Origin of the sequence: Saezia sanguinis, assembly GCF_003991585.1 — a bacterium.
Lineage (GTDB): Bacteria > Pseudomonadota > Gammaproteobacteria > Burkholderiales > Burkholderiaceae_C > Saezia > Saezia sanguinis.
In genome coordinates, this window is sequence record NZ_PQSP01000003.1 from 194,487 (window position 1) to 213,901 (window position 19,415).

Sequence of the window (19,415 nt, forward strand, 5' to 3'; positions counted from 1 at the left end):
GACACCCCCACGGACAGCGCAGAGCCTATAGAATGCATATTTAGCGCTTTTTACTTTTATTTCAAGCGGATCAAGATGCAAAAATACAGTTTGAGATCTTTTACAGCAAGTGTACTGACCGCACTGCTGGTTGCTTTCCCCTTAACGGCATGTGTTGCGCAAAACCCACGCGCACAGCACAGCGCACCTCCGGAAACCGCCGGCGGCAACAGCACCCTTCCCGGCTCTTCTTCGCTGGATGCCCGGCTTCTTTACCAGCTCATGACTGCCGAGCTGAATTACATCGACGGCAACCTGAACGACGCCTATATCCTGATTTTGAAATCTGCCCAGCAATCCGGCGACCCGCAACTTTATGAGCGTGCCGTCAACATTGCCTTGCAGGCCAAAGTAACCGGTTCAGCGCTGACAGCCGCACAGGAATGGAAAAAAGCCGATCCCACATCCAGAGATGCGAACCGCTACATTCTGGATATTCTGATCAGCATGCAGCGCTATGGCCAGATCACAGATGCAGCGCAGTCCATGATCCGCCTGACCTCGGATGAAGAACGCCCCCGGTTCATTGCGGCACTGGGCCAGTACCTGGCGCCACACGCCAAAGAGATAGAACCCCGGTACCAGTCCATTCTGTCCCCCTGGCTCAGCGGAACCAATTCCGAAGAAGCCATGGCCGCCTGGGTTTCCCTGAGCATCATGAAGCTCTCGGTGTCCAAGCTCGATGAAGCATATGCCGCCATTGAACAGGCCCATACTTTGGCGCCAGAGGCGCCCGAACCGATTCTGGCTGCCGTCAGCCTGATTGACAGTTCGGTACCCCAGGCAGAAGAACTGGTGCAGGCTTATCTGAAAAACGAATCGGCCGACCAGCAGGTAAGGCTGGCCTATATCCAGACCCTGCTGCACCAGCAGCGCATCAATCAGGGCATACAGCAACTGGAAATTGCTGTAAAAAACCCTGATACGCCTGCCATTGCCTGGTTTATTCTGGGTTCCCTCCAGATTGAAACCAAACATACCCAGGAAGGTATGAAAAACCTGCAGGTTTATCTCGAAAAAACAGCCAGCGACGCGTCTGCGGAAGCTCAAAACAACCGTGAAAGAAGCTATCTGGAACTGGCTCAGGCCGAAGCCGACCTGGGGCGCCTGCCGGCAGCCCAAAAATGGATAGACCAGATCAATGACCCTGAAATCAAAATCCCGGCACTGAAAGCCTATATCGGACTGCTGGCACAAGACGGTCAATACAACGAAGCGTTCAAAGCTGCGGCTGGACTTCCGACCCGCACACCCCAGGAAAGCGTGCAGAAAACGCTGTTGCAGGCACAGATACTGATGCAGGCCAAACGCTGGCGCCAGGCCTATGACCTGCTGGACAAAGCCAGCGTGACACCCGATGCCGACCTGCTTTACCTGCAGGCCATGGCTGCAGAACGTATCGGCCATTTCCCACGAATGGAATCCTTGCTGCACCAGGTCATTGCCCTCAACCCCAGCTATGCCCATGCCTACAATGCGCTGGGCTACACCCTGGCTGACCGCAATGAGCGTTTGCCGGAAGCCAGAGAACTGGTTGAAAAAGCACTCGAACTCGACCCCGGCAACGCCATGATGATGGACAGCCTGGGATGGGTCGAATTCCGCGAAGGACAGGTTGAAAAAGCGCTGGAAACCCTGCAACAGGCATTCAATGAATACCCAGACTCCGAAGTTGCCGCCCACTTAGGTGAAGTGCAATGGGTACTGGGCATGCGCGATGAGGCTATGACCACATGGAAACTCGCGTGGCTTGATACACCGGACAGCGATGTATTGCAGCAGACATTCAAACGTTTGCGCATCACGCAACGCATGCTCAACGACTTTACCCTGCCGCCAGATGCAGTGTTGCCACGCAGCCTTCCAGACAGCGATGCGGCAGCACACCAGTCGGCCATCTACATCGAATCCCTGATCGCCAAAGGTGAGTGGCAAAAACTCTATGACCTGCTCTCGCCCATGACGCAGAAAGCAGAAATTCCTGCGCTGATGCAACTGCAAGCCGTGGCGGCCGATCAGCTCGACAACATGGCAGAAGCCGAAAAGCTGTTGCGCCGTGTCATGATACTGGACCCGGAAAACGCCATGGCCTACAACGATCTGGGTTATATGTTAACCAACCGTGGCATACGCCTGCAGGAAGCCAAGGAACTCATCGAGAAAGCTTATGCATTGCAACCCGACAGTGCTCCTATTCTGGACAGCATGGGCTGGATTGAATTCAAGCTGGGAAATCTGAGCAAAGCACTGGAATGGCTGCAAAATGCATATGACCTCGACCCTTCTATCGCAGAAATTGGCGTGCACCTGGGTGAAGTGCTCTGGCACAGCGGGCGACAGGCAGAAGCCATGCTGATCTGGCGTGACGTTCAGCAACAGTATCCTGATGATCCCGACCTGAAAGAAACGCTGGAGAGACTGAAAGTCACCCTGCCATGAGCCGGTTTCCCTCCGCTTTGTCACATGGCTGGAAGCGCCTGCATATATGGCTGCTGTTATGTCTGGTTACTTTGACATTGACAGCATGCCCACTGTATGGCTTGCGTGATCTGGGTGCCCCACTGTATTTTGCCGGTCGGCTGGCTTTGTCGCAGGAGGCTGACCCACGGATTCCGGGCAGCAAGGCAGACTCATGGTCGGCGCATTTCGAATTGGCCGGCTCCCCGGCTCAGGGCACCCTGCGGCTTTCCACCCCCGTGGGCAGCACAATCGCGCAGGTTGACTGGGAACCCGGCAAAGCCGTCCTGACCACCAGTGAAGAAACGCAGAATTACGAAAGCCTGGATGCGCTCACACTAGCCTACTTTGAACAAACCATCCCCATTGCGGCCCTGTTTGACTGGCTGCAAGGCAAACCCACTGAGCAGGTCGTTCCCGGCTGGGAAGTCAACCTCACGCGTGCTGCCGGTGGCGTCATCAGTGCAGAACGCCAACAACCCGCCCCCCGTGTGCGTTTAAGGGCCATTGTGGATGAGCATGATGACAATACCACCCCGACGCATTCTCTGTAAACCGTTTCACCTTTTTCCAAAATAAACCACCTGCATCATTCATAAAAACCAATCATTGCCATGCAGCCACACGCCCTTCACGATGTTCTGGCCCCGGCCAAATTGAACCTGTTTCTGCATATCACAGGCCGGCGTCATGATGGCTATCATCTGCTGCAGTCTGCATTTGTCGCCATTGACTGGTTTGATACGCTGCATTTTGAGCGCCGCAACGATGCCGTCATTACCCGTCATGACCTGGGCGCCGCACTGCCGGAAGACGATCTGATCATCCGTGCCGCCCGGTTACTGCAACAAAACAGCCGCACCGCGTATGGCGCAGATATCTCCATCCAAAAAAACATCCCTGCGCAAGCCGGCCTGGGCGGTGGCAGTTCAGATGCTGCAACCACCCTGCTGGCATTAAACCACCTGTGGCAAACACGGCTCACCGCCCTACAGTTACATGCCCTGGCGCAACAACTGGGTGCAGATGTTCCCTTCTTTCTGCATCGTGGCCCGGCGTGGGTTGAGGGCGTTGGCGAGCAGATTTCTGACCTGGCTTTACCCCACACTGCTTTTCACACCCCGATCGCTGTTTTAAAACCGGAATTTGGCGTTTCTACACAACAGCTTTTTTCAAGCCCTGTACTGACAAGAAATACAAAGCCTGTTAGAATGGCGGACTTCGCTTCTTTCGATCTGTGTTCAAAGCGTTTTGAAAACGAAAGTGAAATACAGCAGCATGCATTGCTGAAAACCGGGGCCGAAAACCCCTATGCTGTGTTTGATTTTGGACACAATGATTTGCAGCAAGTTGCTGTGGCTTTTCAGCCGCAGATCGGGCAGGCACTTGAATACCTGTCAGATCTGTCTGGAGGGCCGGCACGCATGACAGGCTCTGGCAGTGCTGTTTTTGCGGCCATGCGAAAGAGTGTTGATCCACTTGAACAGTCAACCAATTCATTGCCTTTTGGCTGGCAGTTTAAGATGTGTAAAATTCTGGATGAACATCCACACCCAGACTGGCTGCCAGATTGAGTGTGGAGTTGAACCGAAAGTGTATGGTTCAAAAGGTTATAGTGTCATCATGTGATACTGTAATAAGTATGTAGGGGCGTCGCCAAGCTGGTTAAGGCACCGGATTTTGATTCCGGCATGCGTAGGTTCGAATCCTTCCGCCCCTGCCATTTTTTGAGAAACAACACAGGCTTCATATTCCAATATGTCAACCGGGATGATATGCACAAACTTGCAATTCATCATTCAAGAGCAATATCAGCTTATTCGCTCTTGTCGGTTCTTATGTGTTGCGGATCAAACCAACCCCCAACTCTTGCGGAATAACGATGCATCCGCCTAATGAATATATTGTCTTCACAGGCAACGCCAATCCCGCTCTTGCAGCGGAAATCACAGCACAACTCAACATCCCCCTGGGCAAAGCCAATGTCAGCAAGTTTTCTGACGGCGAAGTCTATGTTGAAATCAAACAGAACGTACGCTCACGGGACGTGTTTGTGGTTCAGCCAACCTGCCACCCGACCAATGACAACCTGATGGAACTGATCATCATGGTCGATGCGCTCAAACGCGCCTCTGCCGAGCGCATCAACGCCGTGATTCCTTATTACGGTTACGCCCGGCAGGATCGCCGGGTGCGTTCGGCCCGCGTGCCCATTTCGGCCAAAGTGGTTGCCAACATGTTACAGGCAGTCGGCGTAACGCGCGTGCTGACGATGGATCTGCACGCAGACCAGATTCAGGGGTTTTTTGACATCCCGGCGGATAACATCTATGCCACGCCCATTCTTCTGGCAGACATCCGCAGCAAAAATTACAGCGACCTGATGATCGTCTCTCCTGACGTCGGCGGCGTTGTACGTGCGCGTGCATTTGCCAAAGGCCTGGGGTGCGATATGGCCATCATTGACAAGCGCCGCCCTCGCCCCAACGTCAGCGAAGTGATGCACGTCATTGGCGAAATCGAAGGCCGCAACTGCGTCATCATGGATGACATTGTCGATACGGCAGGCACCTTGATCAAAGCCGCCGAAGTACTCAAAGAGCGCGGCGCCAAGAGCGTGCTGGCCTACTGTACCCATCCGATCCTGTCGGGCCCGGCCATTGAACGGCTCTCATCCGGAAACGCCCTGGATGAACTGGTTGTCACCAACACCATTCCGCTGTCTCCGGCAGCGCAGGCCTGCCCCAAAATACGGGTGCTGAGTGTGGCATCCTTGTTTGCAGAAACCATACACCGCATCTCGACGGGTGAGTCGGTTATGAGCCTGTTTCTTGAACAGGAACAACCCGGCCTGAATTTAGGCTAAAATAGATAGTTTCGCTTACAGCAGGCTTTTTTAAAAGCCTGCTGTAGTTTTTAACCGGACCGCTGGTCGCGGCGGTTCAATGATTTTGGAGTTATCCATGAAATTCGTCGCTTTTGAACGCAAAGAGCAGGGAACGAGTGCGAGCCGCCGCCTGCGCCGTGCGGGTAAAGTTCCTGGTATTGTCTATGGCAATGGTGATGCACTGCCGATCGAGCTTGACCACAATGCTTTGTGGCATGCTGCACGTAAAGAAGCTTTCCACTCCTCCATTCTGGACATGGAAGTTGATGGCAAAGTCACCAAAGTACTGCTGCGAGACGTGCAATACCACGCCTACAAGCCATTCATCACACACATTGACTTTCAACGTGTGAACATGAAAAAACCCATTACGCTCAGAGTTCCTGTGCATTACAGCGGTGCAGAAGAAAGCCCTGCAGTCAAAATTGACGGCCAGATGGTTAACTATATCGCCAGCGAACTGGAAATCCAGTGCTTACCCAGCCAGCTGCCTGAGTTTATTGCTGTTGACCTTTCCAAACTGGAAAAAAATGGTGCCATGCACGTCTCTGACCTGACCCTGCCTGAAGGAGTGAACGTGGTCAGCCATGCAGAAGAAGACCTCACGCTGGTCACTGCTTCCAACATTGTTGAAGAAACAGTTTCCGACGAGGCTCCGGCTGCCCCAGCAGCTGACGCAGCAGCGCCTGCTACTCCTGCTGCATCCTGATCAGGATCAACGCAGATATGCGGTAAAGCATCAAATACCATTGACGGTCATTTGATGCCTTGCCTCTAAAAGTCCGCCCTTTAGCGGACTTTTTTATTTCTCACAGATAATAGCACCATGATCAAGCTGTTTGTTGGTTTAGGAAACCCAGGAACCGAATACGAAGGAACCCGACACAATGCCGGGTTCCTGTGGATTGATGCGCTGGCCAGCCAGTGGAACACCACATTGCGGATGGAAAAAGGCTATTTTGGCCTGGTTGCCCGTACACAGCAAAACGGAGAGACTGTTTGGCTGCTGAAGCCTCAAACCTATATGAACCGCTCCGGGCAGTCTGTTGCCGCTCTGGCCCGTTTTTTCAAAATTGAAGCCCAGGAAATTCTGGTTGCCCATGACGAACTTGACCTGTTGCCAGGACACGCCAAACTGAAGTTTGCCGGCAGCCACGCCGGACATAAAGGGCTCAAAGATATTGAAGCCAGGCTAGGAACACGTGATTACTGGCGGCTGCGCCTTGGGATCGGACATCCGGGGGTGCGAAGTGAGGTGATCAACTGGGTATTACAACGCCCATCGGCAGAAAACCGGAACGCGATACAACACTGTATTGACAAAACCATGAGCGCTGTCTCTGACTTGCTTGCCGGAGAGTTTGAAGCCGCCACCCGCATCATCAATGCAAAACCCGCGGCAGATCAGCCATAAGCGCCTCACCAGGGAGAGGTTTGAGGGGATTCACTTGCCCCTGCAAAAAAATACTGATCAATTCGTCACAGTCACATTCAACTGCAACTCACTGCGGGGAATATCTGTGCTGTGGTTGGAGGGCAGCTCAACAATACGGATCTGATCTTCCCCCTGCCGCAACGCCATGAAAACATAGCGCTCTACGGCTGCCCCCTGTTCAGACAGTTGCAACACCTGCCTGGTCGGCGCTTCAAAAACGCCCTGACCATGCTCAAAAACGTCCCACATATAATTAGAACCGCTGCGCGGCACTTCAACCACCAATTCCTGTCCCCGATGCATTCTGATATGACGGCCACTGTCCGCCTGGGTAACGCGCACCTCCGAAGGAGCGCTGCTGGCACAGGCCGTTAACATCAAAGCAGTCATGACAGACAATGCTCCAGCCGTGATTGAATGATTTTTCATCTCCATCCTCTTGCATGCTCTATGCATACATTTGCTACTGCCGCGCAATCAACCGCAATCAAACCGCCGCTTTTTGTTTCGTCAGTTGAAGCAGGTTGAATTTTTCCAGCAACTCATCCTGAGTTTCCCGGTAATCCGGATTCAACGGAATGCATTCAACCGGACATATCTGTGCGCACTGCGGCTCATCAAAGTGCCCGACACATTCTGTGCACTTCAAGGGATCGATCACATAATACTCCGGCCCCATTGAAATCGCCTCATTCGGGCACTCCGGCTCACAAACGTCACAATTGATACATTCGCTGGTAATCATCAAGGCCATAATGCAACCTTCCTACACGGCATATTCCTATCAGCAGGTGTCAGCCTAACTGTTTTTGCTGACGCCGCTTCTGCAGATACTGCTCCACAACAGGAGAAACAAACTGCGATACATCCCCGCCCAACAGCGCAATTTCGCGCACAAATGTGGCAGAAACAAAGTGATACTGCTCGCCAGGTGTCAGAAAAACCGTTTCCACCTGTGGCATCAAATGGCGGTTCATGCCTGCCATCTGAAACTCATATTCAAAATCACTGGCCGCACGCAAACCACGCACAACCACTGTGGCGCCGTTGGCTTCGACAAAGTGTTGCAGCAGTCCTGAGAAACTCTGCACTTCCACCGTAGGGTAAGCCGCCAGTGCATCTTTCGCTAGATACAGCCGCTCCTGCACATCAAACAGCGTTTTTTTGTGATGCGCAGCAGCCACTGCCACAATCACTTTCGACCAGATCTTGCTGGCACGGCGAATCAAATCTTCATGCCCGCGGGTCAGCGGATCAAAAGTCCCCGGATAAACTGCGATCACTTCATTCATCATGGTTTTTATCAATTTAATGACAGAACAACAAAAAAACGCTACGATGCCCCGCCGGGTATAAAAAGATGGTAATACACTGCTCCTGCACGCGCCTGACGATAGCAGGATAACCCTTTCGGGGGCTCAATTAGCCGGTCTGCCTCCAGATAGATGGCACCATCGGGTGACACCACACGTTGCGCTTGCACCAAGGCATTTTCAAACAGATCGGCAGCAAATGGCGGATCTAAAAAAACCAGGTCAACTTTGCCAGCTTCACAACGCGTTAATGCCGCCATGCCATCCCCGCAAAGCACTTCCACATTTGCAGCCTCCAGCTTTTGCCGTACCAGTTGCAGGTGTTGGGCCAGACGTTTGTCTTTTTCGACCAATGTCACGTGGGCTGCCCCCCGGGAAGCCGCCTCAAACCCCAGTGCACCCGTCCCGGCAAATACATCCAGACAACGCCAGCCGGACAAATCCTGCCCCAGCCAGTTGAACAGCGTTTCACGCACCCGGGACGGTGTTGGCCGCAAACCCGGCATATCCATCACCGGCAATTTTGTACGCTTCCATTGCCCGCCAACAATCCGCACCTCTCCCGGTGCACTGCCCAGGCGGCGTTTTACCGGCACAGCCGGTCGGCTCTGGGGTTTGGAATGATGCGTTTTCACTGTACCCGCCACGCGCCGCGATCCTGCCAGACAACCATTGCCTATTCCTGAGCGCCCAACACCACCGTCACCATCTTGTCAGGATCAATCACACGCTGAAACGCCTGCTTGACCTGGTCTGCCGTCACCGCTTCAATCAAATGCGGCCACTGGTCCAGATAATCAAGCGGCAGATCATTGCGGGCAATGTTAGCCACCTGCCTGAGCAGTTTGGCATTGCTGTCAAACATCAACGGAAAACCGCCCACCAGATTCGCCTTGGCCGCCTGCAATTCCGCTTCGGTTGGCCCTTCATTCATAAATGTCGTCAACACCTGTTGCACCACTGTGAGTGCTTCCTGAGCCTGATCAGGACGGGTTTTCAGCGAGATGGTAAACGCGCCCACATTGGCGCCCGGTGCAAAATAGCTCCCCACGCCATACGTCAGCCCGCGTTCCTCCCTCACCTGCTGCATCAGACGGGAAGAAAAACCATTGCCGCCCAGCACATGGTTACCTACCACCAGCACCAGAAAATCCGGATCGCTGCGCTTGATGCCAGGCGCACCCACCAGAATCTGGGCCTGAGCGGCGTTGAACTTCATATTTTCATGCACCGCTTGTGTTAACGCAGGCACCTCTGCCACCTCAGGCAGTGCCGGACAAGCGCCTGATTGCGGCAGTTGCGACAACAGTTTTTGCGCAATGTCATTGGCCTCTTCACGGCTCACATTGCCTACCATTGAAATCCGTGCGCGGCACGGCAGTACATAACGTGCGTGAAAGTTTTTCAAATCCGCAACCGTAATGGCATTCAGCGTCTGCTCCGTATACTGATCTGCATACGGGTGTCCGCTATACACCGCAGCATAATAAGCGCGCGAGGCCACAGGCCCGGGTTGTGTCAGGCTTTCTTTCAGCGCTGCAACCGCTCTGGCCTGCTCACGCTTCAATACATCGGCCGGAAAACTGGGGTACGCAATCACGCGCGCAGCCAGTGCAACCGCTTCGGGCAAAACGTCCGGATACGTCAATGTGCGCAGCGAATAAGCAAACTCGTCCCGGCTGGCAGAAGCCGCAAAAATTCCACCCAGATCGAGCCACGCATCCGTCACACCGTTTTCATCCAGTGCAGGCTCCTGGCCGGCGTTTGTCCCTGCTGTCACACCCTTGTCAGCCAGTATGGCAGCAAAGTCTGCCAGTCCGATTTTGTCCGCAAGGTCACGCCTGGAGCCTGCGTCAAACGCGATATTCACATCCAGCATCGGCAAGGAGCGGCTTTGCACCAGGTAAACCTTGGCGCCATTGTCCAGAGTCCACTGCTCAATCTGTGGCCCGGCATGTGCCGTGTTGCCAATTGCCAGAATCGCAACGCTTGCGACCACGCCCAGTACACTGCGAAACATCCGTGCTGACATTTGCTGCATCATTTCTGCCAGAAAATTCAAATTTTTCAATCTCATGCTATATGACCATTCATGCGCTGTTTGGCTATTGTCTGAAAATCAATGCAGTGCAGCAGGCGCATCTTCGTCCTGTGCAGCAGCTCCTGCCGGCAACGGCTGTGCCCTCAAAATGCCCACCGTCAGTTGATCATCACCAAAATAACGTGCAGCAACCGCCTGCACCTGCTCAGGCGTTACCTCACGCAACCGCTCCAGCAGCAAGTCCGTGGCCAGTGGCGGGGCATACAAAATCCAGTTGCTGCCCAGATCCTGTGCCTGCGACATCAGGGAATCATTCTGGTAAACCTGCGAAGCGACCCATTGTGTTTTAATGCGCTGCAGTTCTTTGGCGTCCACTCCTTCACGGGCAATACGGGCAATTTCAGCGCGCAATGCCTGCTCCAGCTCTTCGGGCGTATGGCCTTGTGCCGGCACACCGGACACCACAAACAACACAGGCCCTCTGGCAACCAGCTCATAACCAGCGCTGGCACTGTCTGCAATGCGCTTGCCGCCTTCTCCCTGCACCAGTTGGCGTTGTAAACGGGAGGAGGATGTGCCGTCCAGCACCGCAGCCAGCAGCGTCAAAGCGTAGGCATCCTGTGACTGGGCATCGTCCTTATCCCAGCTTGCAATACCTGGCACCTTAAAGGCCAAGGCCACATACGACTGAGCCGCCGGCGCTTTATGTTCAATGCGCCGAATCCCCTGCTGCTGAGGTTCGGTACGCGGTTTTCCAGGCGCCAACGCCGTGGCAGGGGTGGCAATCTTGCCGTATGTCTGCGTCGCCATCTGGAGCGCATCTTCTGGCTGCACATCACCCACAATGATCACCGCGGCATTATCAGGCCGATACCAGCGCTGATAAAACTCACGTGCATCATTGACCGTCATGGCGTCCAGATCGCTCATCCAGCCAATAACAGGGCGGTGGTACGGATCAGCCATGAATGTCGTTGCCCGCAGTTGCTCCCACAGTTGAGCCCGGGGACGCTCGTCGGTACGCATTCGGCGCTCTTCCTTGACCACCTCCAGTTCCTTGAGAAAGTCAGCTTCATTGAGCGTCAGATTTCTCATGCGGTCAGCCTCCATGCGCATCACCTCAGGCAGCGCCTGGTTAGGAATCTGCTGATAGTAAGCTGTCATGTCATAGCTGGTAAAAGCATTGTCATCTCCGCCCAGTTCAGCAACCCGGCGAGAAAAACCACCACCGGGAATCGCCGAAGTGCCTCTGAACATCATATGCTCCAGCATATGCGCAACACCAGAAGTCCCGTCCACTTCATCACGCGAACCCACCCGGTACCAGACCATATGTGTTACGGTGGGTGCCCGGTGATCCGGCTTGACCCACAGCGTCATGCCGTTGTCCAGGCGATACTCATATACTTGAGGTTCTGTTGCCGCACTGCTCTGCTGAGCAGGAGCAGGTACAACAGATGCCTCAGATGCCGGCTGTGCCCATGCCGGTGTGACCACCATACACAGCACCCATGTCAAGATATACGTGAAACGAACCATAATATGCGATGTTTTCATAGAATGAGCACATTCTAAAAGATAATAACTCTGGCAGTGCGTGGCGCCCAACAAGGCATTGCCACGTACCTCTGTTTATTGACCTGAATTATGACACTTACAACCTATGTTTAGTTTTTTTAGAAAAAAGAAAAAAGACCAGCCTCAAACGCCAGATACTGCACCAACGTTTCAGGAAACACCGGACATATCTTCCGAATCGGATCCATGGCTTCAAACCGACACTGAAACAAGTGACGAAACAGCCCTGCCCGCAGCAGAAACAGCGCCTGAAACCATTCAGGAAGATCATACAGAAGCAGAAACGCCTGTTTCAACACCTGCCGAGTCTGAAACTCATGCTGAAATTGATGCTGAAAAAGAAGCTCTTCAAGCCCCATTAGAAGCCGAAAAACAGGAAGAAGTTCCTGCCGAGCGGCGCGGCTGGTTCAGCCGTTTGACCTCCGGCCTGAAAAAAACCGGGCAAAGCATTACCCAAGTCTTTACCGGAACCCAAATTGACGAAACCCTTTATGAAGAACTGGAAACCGCCCTGCTGATGGCTGACGCCGGCACTGCGGCAACCCAGTATCTGCTGGATGATTTGCGCGAACGCATCAAAAACACCAAAACCACCGAACCGGCAGCCGTCAGGACCCTGCTGGAAGACGCCCTTACCGAGCTGCTCACGCCGTTGGAATCCGCTTTGCGCATCGGCGAGCAGCAACCCACCGTCATCATGGTTTCGGGTGTCAATGGCGCCGGAAAAACCACCACCATTGGCAAACTGACCCGGCATCTGGCGGTTTCAGGCTGCAAAGTCCTATTAGCTGCAGGCGACACATTCCGCGCCGCCGCACGCGAACAGTTGGCTGTTTGGGCCGACCGCAATACCGTGGAAGTCATTGCCCAACAAGGCGGCGATCCGGCATCGGTCAGCTACGATGCCGTGACCGCCGGGCGAGCCCGCGGTGTCGACGTGGTGCTGGTTGACACGGCCGGCCGTCTGGCAACCCAGTTGAACCTGATGGACGAACTTAAAAAAGTACGCCGCGTCATCGGCAAGGCCATGGAAGGCGCTCCGCATGAGGTGCTGCTGGTTGTGGACGGCAACACTGGCCAGAACGCACTGGCACAGGTCAAGGCATTCGATGCCGCCATTGACCTGACCGGGCTGGTGGTCACCAAACTGGATGGCACCGCCAAAGGCGGCGTGATTGCAGCCATTGCGCTGTGGTCTGCCGAACGCCAAAAAGCCGGCGGCAACGCTGTGCCCGTGTATTTCATTGGTGTTGGTGAACAGGTTGAAGACCTTCAAACCTTCAACGCCCGTGAATTTGCCCACGCACTGCTGCACGACTGATCGCGCACACCTGAACAGACACGATGCCTGCCCCCATTGAGATTGAAACCGCCCGCCTGCTGTTACGCCAATGGAAGCAGGCTGATTTTCAGCCATTTGCCAGACTCAATGCCGACCCTAAAGTCATGGAATTTTTTCTGGCGCCGCTGGCCCGTGAAGAAAGTGATGCTGTTGCCCAACGCTACCAGCAGCAGATTGCCGAAAACGGCTGGGGATTTTGGGCAGTTGAACTGAAAAGCTCACAGCAGTTTATCGGCTTTGTTGGCCTGAACCAGCCTGCATACCGGCTGCCATTTGGCCCTTGTACAGAAATAGGCTGGCGGCTTGACAAAGCCCACTGGGGGCATGGCTATGCCACAGAAGCAGCACGGGCAGCTTTACACACAGGGTTTACCACCCTCCATCTGGCAGAAATTGTTGCTTTCACCACTTTGCAAAACCTGCGCTCACAGGCAGTCATGCAGCGGCTGGGTATGCACTTGGCTCCCCATTATTTTGAGCACCCGCTGGTGCCTGGTGATCACCCATTGAAAAAACACTGCTTATATACACTTTCATTCGCCCAGTGGCAAAGCCTTACAGCATGACAGAACAATGCCTTTCTCAACCACTGAGCCCTATCGTGATTAACGAAGAAAACGCCCCTTTGGGAATGCGTTATTTTGCGCTCCCGTCAACGGCATCAGGATTCCCCGCAGAAGATATCAATGACATGATCGGTAACATGACCCATGCTTACATGGATATCTATCCAACTGCCAGACCAGGCCTCATCCCCTTTTATATGGCCTGGGGAACTATTTCCCTTCACTTGTTGTGCTATTTTGTTTTTTTCGATGTCTTCACACCATTGACTGAAAATGATCTGCTGTACGCCCGCATCATCGCGTGGGTGATGTTACCTTTAGTATTGCTGGCGACCATTCGCCTGGTCATGCTCACGCCACTTCCGGCTGTCCGCTTTCATCGCCAGCGTCAAGAAGCCTGTATTTATAAAGGCAAAGGTTCATGGTGCTTTGTCCCTTGGACGCACATACTTGGTGTCGGTACAGTGCATGTTCAAAATCAGGGTCCGACCTCGGCTGTTTATGTGCCTCCAAAAGCGTATAACTGCTTCGGTTTCAGACTCTATGTGACAGACATACTGACAGATACCCCGGTAACACCTTATCTTTTTAATACATTTGGTAATTCAGAAGCTGATATTTTGAAGCAATGGGAATGTATCCGCACTTTTATGACTACCGAGTTCCAAACGATCACCCCACGCCGGGGAAAGCATTACTGGCAATTAAGTGGCTTTAAGGACCTGTACCTTGACATAAAGAACAAACACTACATCTCTGCCTTTCTGGGGCTGTTCTTTACACTTTTAATGGGAGAACCGGTATATGCGTTTTTGCTCAACCTGCGCAACAAACATCAGCGTCAATTTGAAGATGCAGAAATCAAACGCTGGTCTGAGCCCCTGTGATAGCGAAACCAAATTGAGAATTCTTTAAAAAAGACAGACCTATCTATCACTAGACACTAAAAGAAAAAATCAATTGCGACCACCGAAAAGCTGAGCAGCGCTGCAATCAGCGTCCATTTGACTAGCACGATAGCCAGTGCGCGGTAACGTGGCTGTTTGGTGCGTGCATACATGACAAACAGCACGGCAGCAGCACCCAGCAGCAATATGATAAAAACCGGTAGAAAAATCACCAGGCGATCACCAGGCAGTTACCGCCTGCGGGTGAACATAGGCGCGCGGAGCGTCTTTTGTATGCTCAAACGTCACAATTTCGCAGGCATCCTGCTCGGTCAGCAAGGCGCGCAGCAGTTTGTTGTTGAGTCCATGTCCGGAACGGTATGCATGGTAAGACGCCAGCAGCGGGTAACCTACGACATACAGGTCACCAATGGCGTCCAGCATCTTGTGTTTGACAAACTCATCGTCATAACGCAGGCCATCGGCATTGAGCACACGGAAATCATCCATCACAATGGCGTTATCCATACCGCCACCCAGCGCCAGCCCATTGGAGCGCATGTACTCCACATCTTTGGTAAAACCAAATGTACGGGCACGCGCAATATCGCGCACATAAGAACCCTCGGCAAAGTCAAAATCAACCTGCTGTCCTGTCGCATCAACTGCCGGGTGTTTGAATTCAATCTTGAACGCCAGCTTAAAGCCGTGATAAGGCTCCAGCCTGGCCCATTTTTCATCTGTCCCTTCGCCTTCCCGCACTTCAACAGCCTTTTTCACACGCAAAAACCGGCGCGGTGCGTTCTGCTGTTCAATACCTGCGCTTTGCAGCAAAAATACGAAGGAAGCGGCAGAACCATCCAGAATCGGGACCTCTTCTGCGGTGATATCAATATACAGGTTATCAATCCCCAGTCCTGCACACGCCGACATCAGGTGTTCGATGGTGTGAATACGCGGACTGCCAGGCTCGCCATCGGCAGAGATGGTCGATGCCAGACGGGTATCCGAAATGGCATACGCATTGACCGGAATATCAACCGGGTGCGGCAAATCCACCCGACGGAAAACAATTCCGGTATCAGGTTGGGCCGGTCTGAGTGTCAACTCGACACGCTGGCCGCTGTGCAAACCAACACCAACGGCTCGGGTGATGGTTTTTAACGTACATTGCTTGATCATGATGTTTTATTTATGCGATCACTTCACTGTCTAAAAGTGATTTACATCCTCTATTATGCCTGTAATTGTCGTTTTTTTTCTGCACGGCAATCATCTCCATACAAAAAAACAGGCAACCCATTACATACATACAGCAACTCCAAAATCACCTCTTCAACTGAACACAGGTGGAAGGCTGTGCAGTAGCAAAGCGTGCAGCCAACCAGGTTGGCTGATTGCCCTTCACTGCGCAGCACTCCCGCGCCTGTGCAATCAGTCGGCCTGCTTGCGCAGGAATGCTGGGATCTCAATGTCATCCATTCCGCCAGATGACAAAGCATCTACCCTGGCCGACGCGGAAGGGTTGCGACCACTGCGCCATACACTTGGCGTACCCAGCTTAGAGTAATCCCGTCCAGCGGCAGTTCCCGGCTCTTTCACCCCGATATTGACCTGCGATGGGCTTTGAACCATGCTGGCCAAAGGGATATTGTCCGTACCGGTACGCAGACCTGACATGACACGCAGTTCAGGCTGTTTCTGCGCTCTGGGTTGACGGCTCAGGCCCGTGGCAATCACCGTAACGCGGATATTTTCACCCAAAGAATCGTCGCGTGCTGTACCAAAAATCACGTGTGCTTCATCAGATGCATAGGCACGGATGGTATTCATCGCCACGCGGCTTTCATTGAGCTTAAGCTGTCCGTCTGCGGCGGCAATCAGCACCAGCACACCACGTGCACCCTGCAGGTCAACCCCTTCCAGCAGCGGGCATGCAATCGCCTGCTCTGCTGCAATGCGGGCACGGTCCGGGCCAGAAGCGGTCGATGTTCCCATCAGCGCCTTACCAGGCTCACTCATCACTGTGCGTACGTCTTCAAAGTCACAGTTCACTTCGCCCCAGCCATGGATCACTTCGGCAATGCCGCCAACCGCGTTTTTAAGCACGTCATTGGCCGCCGCAAAAGCCTCTTTCTGGGAAATGTCATCTCCCAAAACCTCAAGCAGCTTGTCGTTGAGCACAACAATGAGAGAATCCACATTGTTTTCAAGCTGCTCCAGCCCTTCTTCCGCATTTTTCGAGCGTTTACCACCCTCAAAATCAAACGGCTTGGTCACCACGCCTACGGTCAGAATACCCATTTCCTTGGCTACACGGGCAATCACCGGTGCTGCACCGGTACCGGTACCACCACCCATGCCGGCAGTGATAAACAGCATATGTGCACCACGAATGGTTTCACGAATACGGTCAACGGCCTCTTCGGCAGATTCCGTCCCCACTTCAGGCTTGCTCCCAGCTCCCAAACCACTGCTGCCCAACTGGATCAGTTGATGAGCAGCCGAACGGTTGAGCGCTTGTGCATCGGTATTGGCACTGATAAATTCAACACCCTGAACGCCGCAGGCAATCATATGCTCAACTGCATTGCCTCCGCCACCACCCACACCGATCACTTTAATTTGGGTGCCCTGATTGAACTCTTCAATCATCTCGATTGGCATAATCCCTTCTCCTTTAATAAAAACTCAAAATTACGATTGCTTAACTTTGTTGAACAACAGCATATCCATCAGATACACCACCATCCCTCGCTTCGCTTTTTTTTTATCTATATAGTTAAAAACTTTTGACAAACCAGTCTTTCATCTTCCCGAAAAAATTCTTCATCGACCCCGCCTTGACCGCCACCTTATGCCCTCGCATTCTGGCCAGCCCGGCTTCGTTGATCAGCCCCATGACTGTGGCTGCCTGTGGCCTTGACACCATATCGGCCATGGCGCGCGAATACATCGGCACACCACGACGCACCGGCTTCAAGAAAATATCTTCTGCCAGCTCAATCATGCCTGGCATCTCTGCTGCGCCACCGGTAAGCACAATGCCCGAGGACAGCAACTCTTCATACCCCGACTCGCGAATAGCCTGCTGCACCAGCGCATAAATCTCTTCCACACGCGGCTCAATCACGCCAGCCAGCGCCTGCCGCCCCAGCATACGGGGCTGCCTGTCACCCAGGCCGGGCACTTCAATCTGGTCGTTCGGGTCGGCCAGCAACTGCTTGGCATATCCCGATTCCACCTTGATCTGCTCGGCATCGCGTGTGGGCGTATGCAACGCCATCGCAATGTCGCTTGTGATCAGGTCACCAGCAATCGGAATCACCGCCGTATGGCGAATGGCACCGCTGGTAAAAATCGCCACATCGGTTGTGCCTGCGCCAATATCCACCACCGCAACGCCCAGTTCTTTTTCATCATCGGTCAGCACCGAAGTGGCAGACGCCAGCGGGTTGAGCACCAGTTGTTCCACTTCCAGACCGCAGCGGCGCACACACTTGATGATGTTTTCTGCCGCGCTTTGTGCGCCGGTCACAATATGCACTTTCACTTCCAGCCGGATACCGCTCATGCCGATGGGCTCACGCACATCCTGCCCGTCAATCACAAACTCCTGCGGCTCCACCAGCAGCAAACGCTGGTCATTGGGAATATTGACTGCCTTGGCCGTTTCAATCACACGCGCCACATCGGTGGGGGTGACCTCTTTATCCTTGATCGCCACCATGCCGCTGGAATTCACACCGCGCACATGGCTGCCGGTGATGCCGGTATACACACGCGATATCTTGCAGTCAGCCATCAACTCGGCTTCTTTCAATGCCAGTTGAATGCTTTGCACCGTGGCGTCAATATTGACCACAACCCCGCGCTTGATGCCTTCACTGCGGGCAATACCCAGCCCGGCCAGCTTGGGCTCGCCGCTTGGCAAAATCTCAGCAACCACTGCCATGACCTTGCTGGTTCCGATATCAAGTCCTACGACAAGATCTTTGTATTCCTTGGCCATTTGCCTTGCATCCTTATACCAGTTGTTTCCTATATCTCATCATCGACGGCCCGATGCTGTATTTGCCGTTCCGGCAGTTACAGTCTCAACACCTGCCACCTGTATGGCATAACCATCCAGATGCCGCAAATCAGCCATCAGCAGTTGCCTGTCGCCATAAGGCTTGAGTGCCACTGACACGGTTTGCGCAAAATCCCGTACCCTTTTCACAATCTCATCCTGTGTACCGCGCCCCATCACAATTTCAGCGCCGTTACTGAGCTGCATGCTCCATGTTCCCTGTTCCGACCAGCGCAGCTCACTGATGCGCTGATCAAACATCATTGCCAGCGGTGTCAGCTCCTGATACAGCTGCCACATGGTTTGCCCGGCACCCTCCCGGTCAGGCCCGTTGAGCAGTGGCAGTTTTTCATCTTCCACATCGGCCGCATTGGCTTCAAACACATCTCCATACACATCCAGCAAGTGCGACGTCTGCCTGTCATGCCCCCACAGCGCTATAGCCTGATATTCCTGCAAAGTCACTGACAAGCCATAAGGCCACATCCGCTGCACCGTTGCTTTTCTCACCCAGGGCGCAGCCTCAAACGCCTGCCGCACCTCTTCCAGATCCACCGTAAAAAAATTACCGCGAATACGTGAAGCAACTGCCATGCGTAGCGTGGACGAATTGTTATGCTCCAGCTCTTCGCCATGCACCCGAATCACGCGCAGGTCAAAACGCGGCTGCTTGATCAGCCACATCACTCCACAGGCAATTACCGCAATCACCGTCACGCCCAGCAGCAACCGGGATACCAGGTTCATCAACCTGATATCCAGCGGTATGGTCCATGGCTGAGCGTGTCGCATTGCGCC

The 19,415-nt window shown here is 53.6% G+C and carries 20 protein-coding genes and 1 tRNA gene; 10 read left to right on the forward strand and 11 right to left on the reverse strand.

The features are described from left to right. The first annotated feature begins 90 nt into the window (after nt 1-90). The 7 genes from CUZ56_RS07940 to pth all read left to right on the forward strand — a co-directional run bounded on the left by CUZ56_RS07940 (nt 91) and on the right by pth (nt 6,797). On the forward strand, nt 91-2,478 hold the full coding sequence (locus CUZ56_RS07940) for a tetratricopeptide repeat protein (protein WP_162615287.1): 2,388 nt from the start codon (nt 91-93) through the stop codon (nt 2,476-2,478). Continuing rightward, on the forward strand, nt 2,475-3,050 hold the full coding sequence (locus CUZ56_RS07945) for a lipoprotein insertase outer membrane protein LolB (RefSeq protein WP_126979849.1): 576 nt from the start codon (nt 2,475-2,477) through the stop codon (nt 3,048-3,050). The genes CUZ56_RS07940 and CUZ56_RS07945 overlap by 4 nt, the downstream gene beginning before the upstream one ends. 60 nt (nt 3,051-3,110) lie before the next feature. Further along, nucleotides 3,111-4,070, forward strand: coding sequence for a 4-(cytidine 5'-diphospho)-2-C-methyl-D-erythritol kinase (ispE, locus tag CUZ56_RS07950; RefSeq protein WP_126979850.1), 960 nt, complete (start codon nt 3,111-3,113; stop codon nt 4,068-4,070). 72 nt (nt 4,071-4,142) lie between these two features. Next, nucleotides 4,143-4,219 (forward strand) — tRNA-Gln (locus CUZ56_RS07955). Nucleotides 4,220-4,378: 159 nt separating this feature from the next. Next, complete coding sequence (locus CUZ56_RS07960) at nt 4,379-5,362, forward strand: ribose-phosphate pyrophosphokinase (RefSeq protein WP_126979851.1); 984 nt, start codon at nt 4,379-4,381, stop codon at nt 5,360-5,362. 97 nt (nt 5,363-5,459) lie between these two features. After that, complete coding sequence (locus CUZ56_RS07965) at nt 5,460-6,092, forward strand: 50S ribosomal protein L25/general stress protein Ctc (protein ID WP_126979852.1); 633 nt, start codon at nt 5,460-5,462, stop codon at nt 6,090-6,092. Nucleotides 6,093-6,209: 117 nt separating this feature from the next. After that, nucleotides 6,210-6,797 (forward strand): aminoacyl-tRNA hydrolase, encoded by a 588-nt coding sequence (pth, locus tag CUZ56_RS07970; protein ID WP_126979853.1) that lies wholly within the window; start codon nt 6,210-6,212, stop codon nt 6,795-6,797. Between the two features lie 57 nt (nt 6,798-6,854). Here the strand turns inward: pth and CUZ56_RS07975 are convergent, their stop codons facing one another. The 6 genes from CUZ56_RS07975 to CUZ56_RS08000 are packed head-to-tail and all read right to left on the reverse strand — an operon-like array spanning nt 6,855 to nt 11,672. Next, nucleotides 6,855-7,247 carry a hypothetical protein gene (locus CUZ56_RS07975; protein WP_126979854.1) on the reverse strand — a complete coding sequence of 131 codons (393 nt, stop codon included), beginning with the start codon at nt 7,245-7,247 and terminating at the stop codon, nt 6,855-6,857. Nucleotides 7,248-7,305: 58 nt separating this feature from the next. Next, nucleotides 7,306-7,572 carry a YfhL family 4Fe-4S dicluster ferredoxin gene (locus CUZ56_RS07980; protein ID WP_126979855.1) on the reverse strand — a complete coding sequence of 89 codons (267 nt, stop codon included), beginning with the start codon at nt 7,570-7,572 and terminating at the stop codon, nt 7,306-7,308. A 40-nt stretch (nt 7,573-7,612) separates the two neighbouring features. Next, on the reverse strand, nt 7,613-8,113 hold the full coding sequence (gene coaD / locus CUZ56_RS07985) for a pantetheine-phosphate adenylyltransferase (RefSeq protein WP_126979856.1): 501 nt from the start codon (nt 8,111-8,113) through the stop codon (nt 7,613-7,615). A 38-nt stretch (nt 8,114-8,151) separates the two neighbouring features. After that, entirely contained in the window at nt 8,152-8,766 is a 615-nt protein-coding gene (rsmD, locus tag CUZ56_RS07990; protein ID WP_126979924.1) for a 16S rRNA (guanine(966)-N(2))-methyltransferase RsmD, read from the reverse strand. Nucleotides 8,767-8,807: 41 nt separating this feature from the next. Next, the gene (locus CUZ56_RS07995) at nt 8,808-10,208 is read right to left on the reverse strand and encodes a M16 family metallopeptidase (RefSeq protein ID WP_239442259.1); all 1,401 of its coding nucleotides are present in this window, start codon (nt 10,206-10,208) and stop codon (nt 8,808-8,810) included. A gap of 42 nt (nt 10,209-10,250) precedes the next feature. Beyond that, complete coding sequence (locus CUZ56_RS08000; RefSeq protein WP_126979926.1) at nt 10,251-11,672, reverse strand: M16 family metallopeptidase; 1,422 nt, start codon at nt 11,670-11,672, stop codon at nt 10,251-10,253. Nucleotides 11,673-11,835: 163 nt separating this feature from the next. Here CUZ56_RS08000 and ftsY point away from each other — a divergent pair, with 163 nt between their 5' ends. The 3 genes from ftsY to CUZ56_RS08015 are packed head-to-tail and all read left to right on the forward strand — an operon-like array spanning nt 11,836 to nt 14,545. Next, the gene (gene ftsY, locus CUZ56_RS08005) at nt 11,836-13,071 is read left to right on the forward strand and encodes a signal recognition particle-docking protein FtsY (RefSeq protein WP_126979857.1); all 1,236 of its coding nucleotides are present in this window, start codon (nt 11,836-11,838) and stop codon (nt 13,069-13,071) included. Nucleotides 13,072-13,094: 23 nt separating this feature from the next. Beyond that, the gene (locus CUZ56_RS08010; RefSeq protein ID WP_126979858.1) at nt 13,095-13,658 is read left to right on the forward strand and encodes a GNAT family N-acetyltransferase; all 564 of its coding nucleotides are present in this window, start codon (nt 13,095-13,097) and stop codon (nt 13,656-13,658) included. Further along, nucleotides 13,655-14,545, forward strand: a complete 891-nt coding sequence (locus tag CUZ56_RS08015) for a hypothetical protein (RefSeq protein ID WP_126979859.1) — start codon at nt 13,655-13,657, stop codon at nt 14,543-14,545. Before CUZ56_RS08010 ends, CUZ56_RS08015 begins: the two co-directional genes overlap by 4 nt. A 56-nt stretch (nt 14,546-14,601) precedes the next feature. Here CUZ56_RS08015 and CUZ56_RS08020 read toward each other — a convergent pair whose 3' ends face one another. From CUZ56_RS08020 to CUZ56_RS08040, 5 genes are all read right to left on the reverse strand, one after another. Further along, complete coding sequence (locus tag CUZ56_RS08020; protein ID WP_239442262.1) at nt 14,602-14,778, reverse strand: hypothetical protein; 177 nt, start codon at nt 14,776-14,778, stop codon at nt 14,602-14,604. 7 nt (nt 14,779-14,785) lie between these two features. Beyond that, nucleotides 14,786-15,727 (reverse strand): UDP-3-O-acyl-N-acetylglucosamine deacetylase, encoded by a 942-nt coding sequence (lpxC, locus tag CUZ56_RS08025; RefSeq protein ID WP_126979861.1) that lies wholly within the window; start codon nt 15,725-15,727, stop codon nt 14,786-14,788. A 252-nt stretch (nt 15,728-15,979) separates the two neighbouring features. Then, complete coding sequence (gene ftsZ, locus CUZ56_RS08030; protein ID WP_126979862.1) at nt 15,980-17,212, reverse strand: cell division protein FtsZ; 1,233 nt, start codon at nt 17,210-17,212, stop codon at nt 15,980-15,982. A gap of 115 nt (nt 17,213-17,327) precedes the next feature. After that, nucleotides 17,328-18,557 carry a cell division protein FtsA gene (ftsA, locus tag CUZ56_RS08035; RefSeq protein WP_126979863.1) on the reverse strand — a complete coding sequence of 410 codons (1,230 nt, stop codon included), beginning with the start codon at nt 18,555-18,557 and terminating at the stop codon, nt 17,328-17,330. A 39-nt stretch (nt 18,558-18,596) separates the two neighbouring features. Further along, complete coding sequence (locus CUZ56_RS08040) at nt 18,597-19,409, reverse strand: cell division protein FtsQ/DivIB (protein ID WP_126979864.1); 813 nt, start codon at nt 19,407-19,409, stop codon at nt 18,597-18,599. Between the last annotated feature and the right edge of the window lie 6 nt (nt 19,410-19,415).

Bases quoted from the DNA above. Each gene is read 5' to 3' on its own strand.
- CUZ56_RS07945 (WP_126979849.1), top strand. From the start codon at position 2,475: ATGAGCCGGTTTCCCTCCGCTTTGTCACATGGCTGGAAGCGCCTGCAT.
- ispE (WP_126979850.1), top strand. From the start codon at position 3,111: ATGCAGCCACACGCCCTTCACGATGTTCTGGCCCCGGCCAAATTGAAC.
- CUZ56_RS07960 (WP_126979851.1), top strand. From the start codon at position 4,379: ATGCATCCGCCTAATGAATATATTGTCTTCACAGGCAACGCCAATCCC.
- CUZ56_RS07965 (WP_126979852.1), top strand. From the start codon at position 5,460: ATGAAATTCGTCGCTTTTGAACGCAAAGAGCAGGGAACGAGTGCGAGC.
- pth (WP_126979853.1), top strand. From the start codon at position 6,210: ATGATCAAGCTGTTTGTTGGTTTAGGAAACCCAGGAACCGAATACGAA.
- CUZ56_RS07975 (WP_126979854.1), bottom strand. From the start codon at position 7,247: ATGAAAAATCATTCAATCACGGCTGGAGCATTGTCTGTCATGACTGCT.
- CUZ56_RS07980 (WP_126979855.1), bottom strand. From the start codon at position 7,572: ATGGCCTTGATGATTACCAGCGAATGTATCAATTGTGACGTTTGTGAG.
- coaD (WP_126979856.1), bottom strand. From the start codon at position 8,113: ATGATGAATGAAGTGATCGCAGTTTATCCGGGGACTTTTGATCCGCTG.
- CUZ56_RS07995 (WP_239442259.1), bottom strand. From the start codon at position 10,208: ATGAGATTGAAAAATTTGAATTTTCTGGCAGAAATGATGCAGCAAATG.
- CUZ56_RS08000 (WP_126979926.1), bottom strand. From the start codon at position 11,672: ATGGTGGTCACACCGGCATGGGCACAGCCGGCATCTGAGGCATCTGTT.
- ftsY (WP_126979857.1), top strand. From the start codon at position 11,836: ATGTTTAGTTTTTTTAGAAAAAAGAAAAAAGACCAGCCTCAAACGCCA.
- CUZ56_RS08010 (WP_126979858.1), top strand. From the start codon at position 13,095: ATGCCTGCCCCCATTGAGATTGAAACCGCCCGCCTGCTGTTACGCCAA.
- CUZ56_RS08015 (WP_126979859.1), top strand. From the start codon at position 13,655: ATGACAGAACAATGCCTTTCTCAACCACTGAGCCCTATCGTGATTAAC.
- lpxC (WP_126979861.1), bottom strand. From the start codon at position 15,727: ATGATCAAGCAATGTACGTTAAAAACCATCACCCGAGCCGTTGGTGTT.
- ftsZ (WP_126979862.1), bottom strand. From the start codon at position 17,212: ATGCCAATCGAGATGATTGAAGAGTTCAATCAGGGCACCCAAATTAAA.
- ftsA (WP_126979863.1), bottom strand. From the start codon at position 18,557: ATGGCCAAGGAATACAAAGATCTTGTCGTAGGACTTGATATCGGAACC.
- CUZ56_RS08040 (WP_126979864.1), bottom strand. From the start codon at position 19,409: ATGCGACACGCTCAGCCATGGACCATACCGCTGGATATCAGGTTGATG.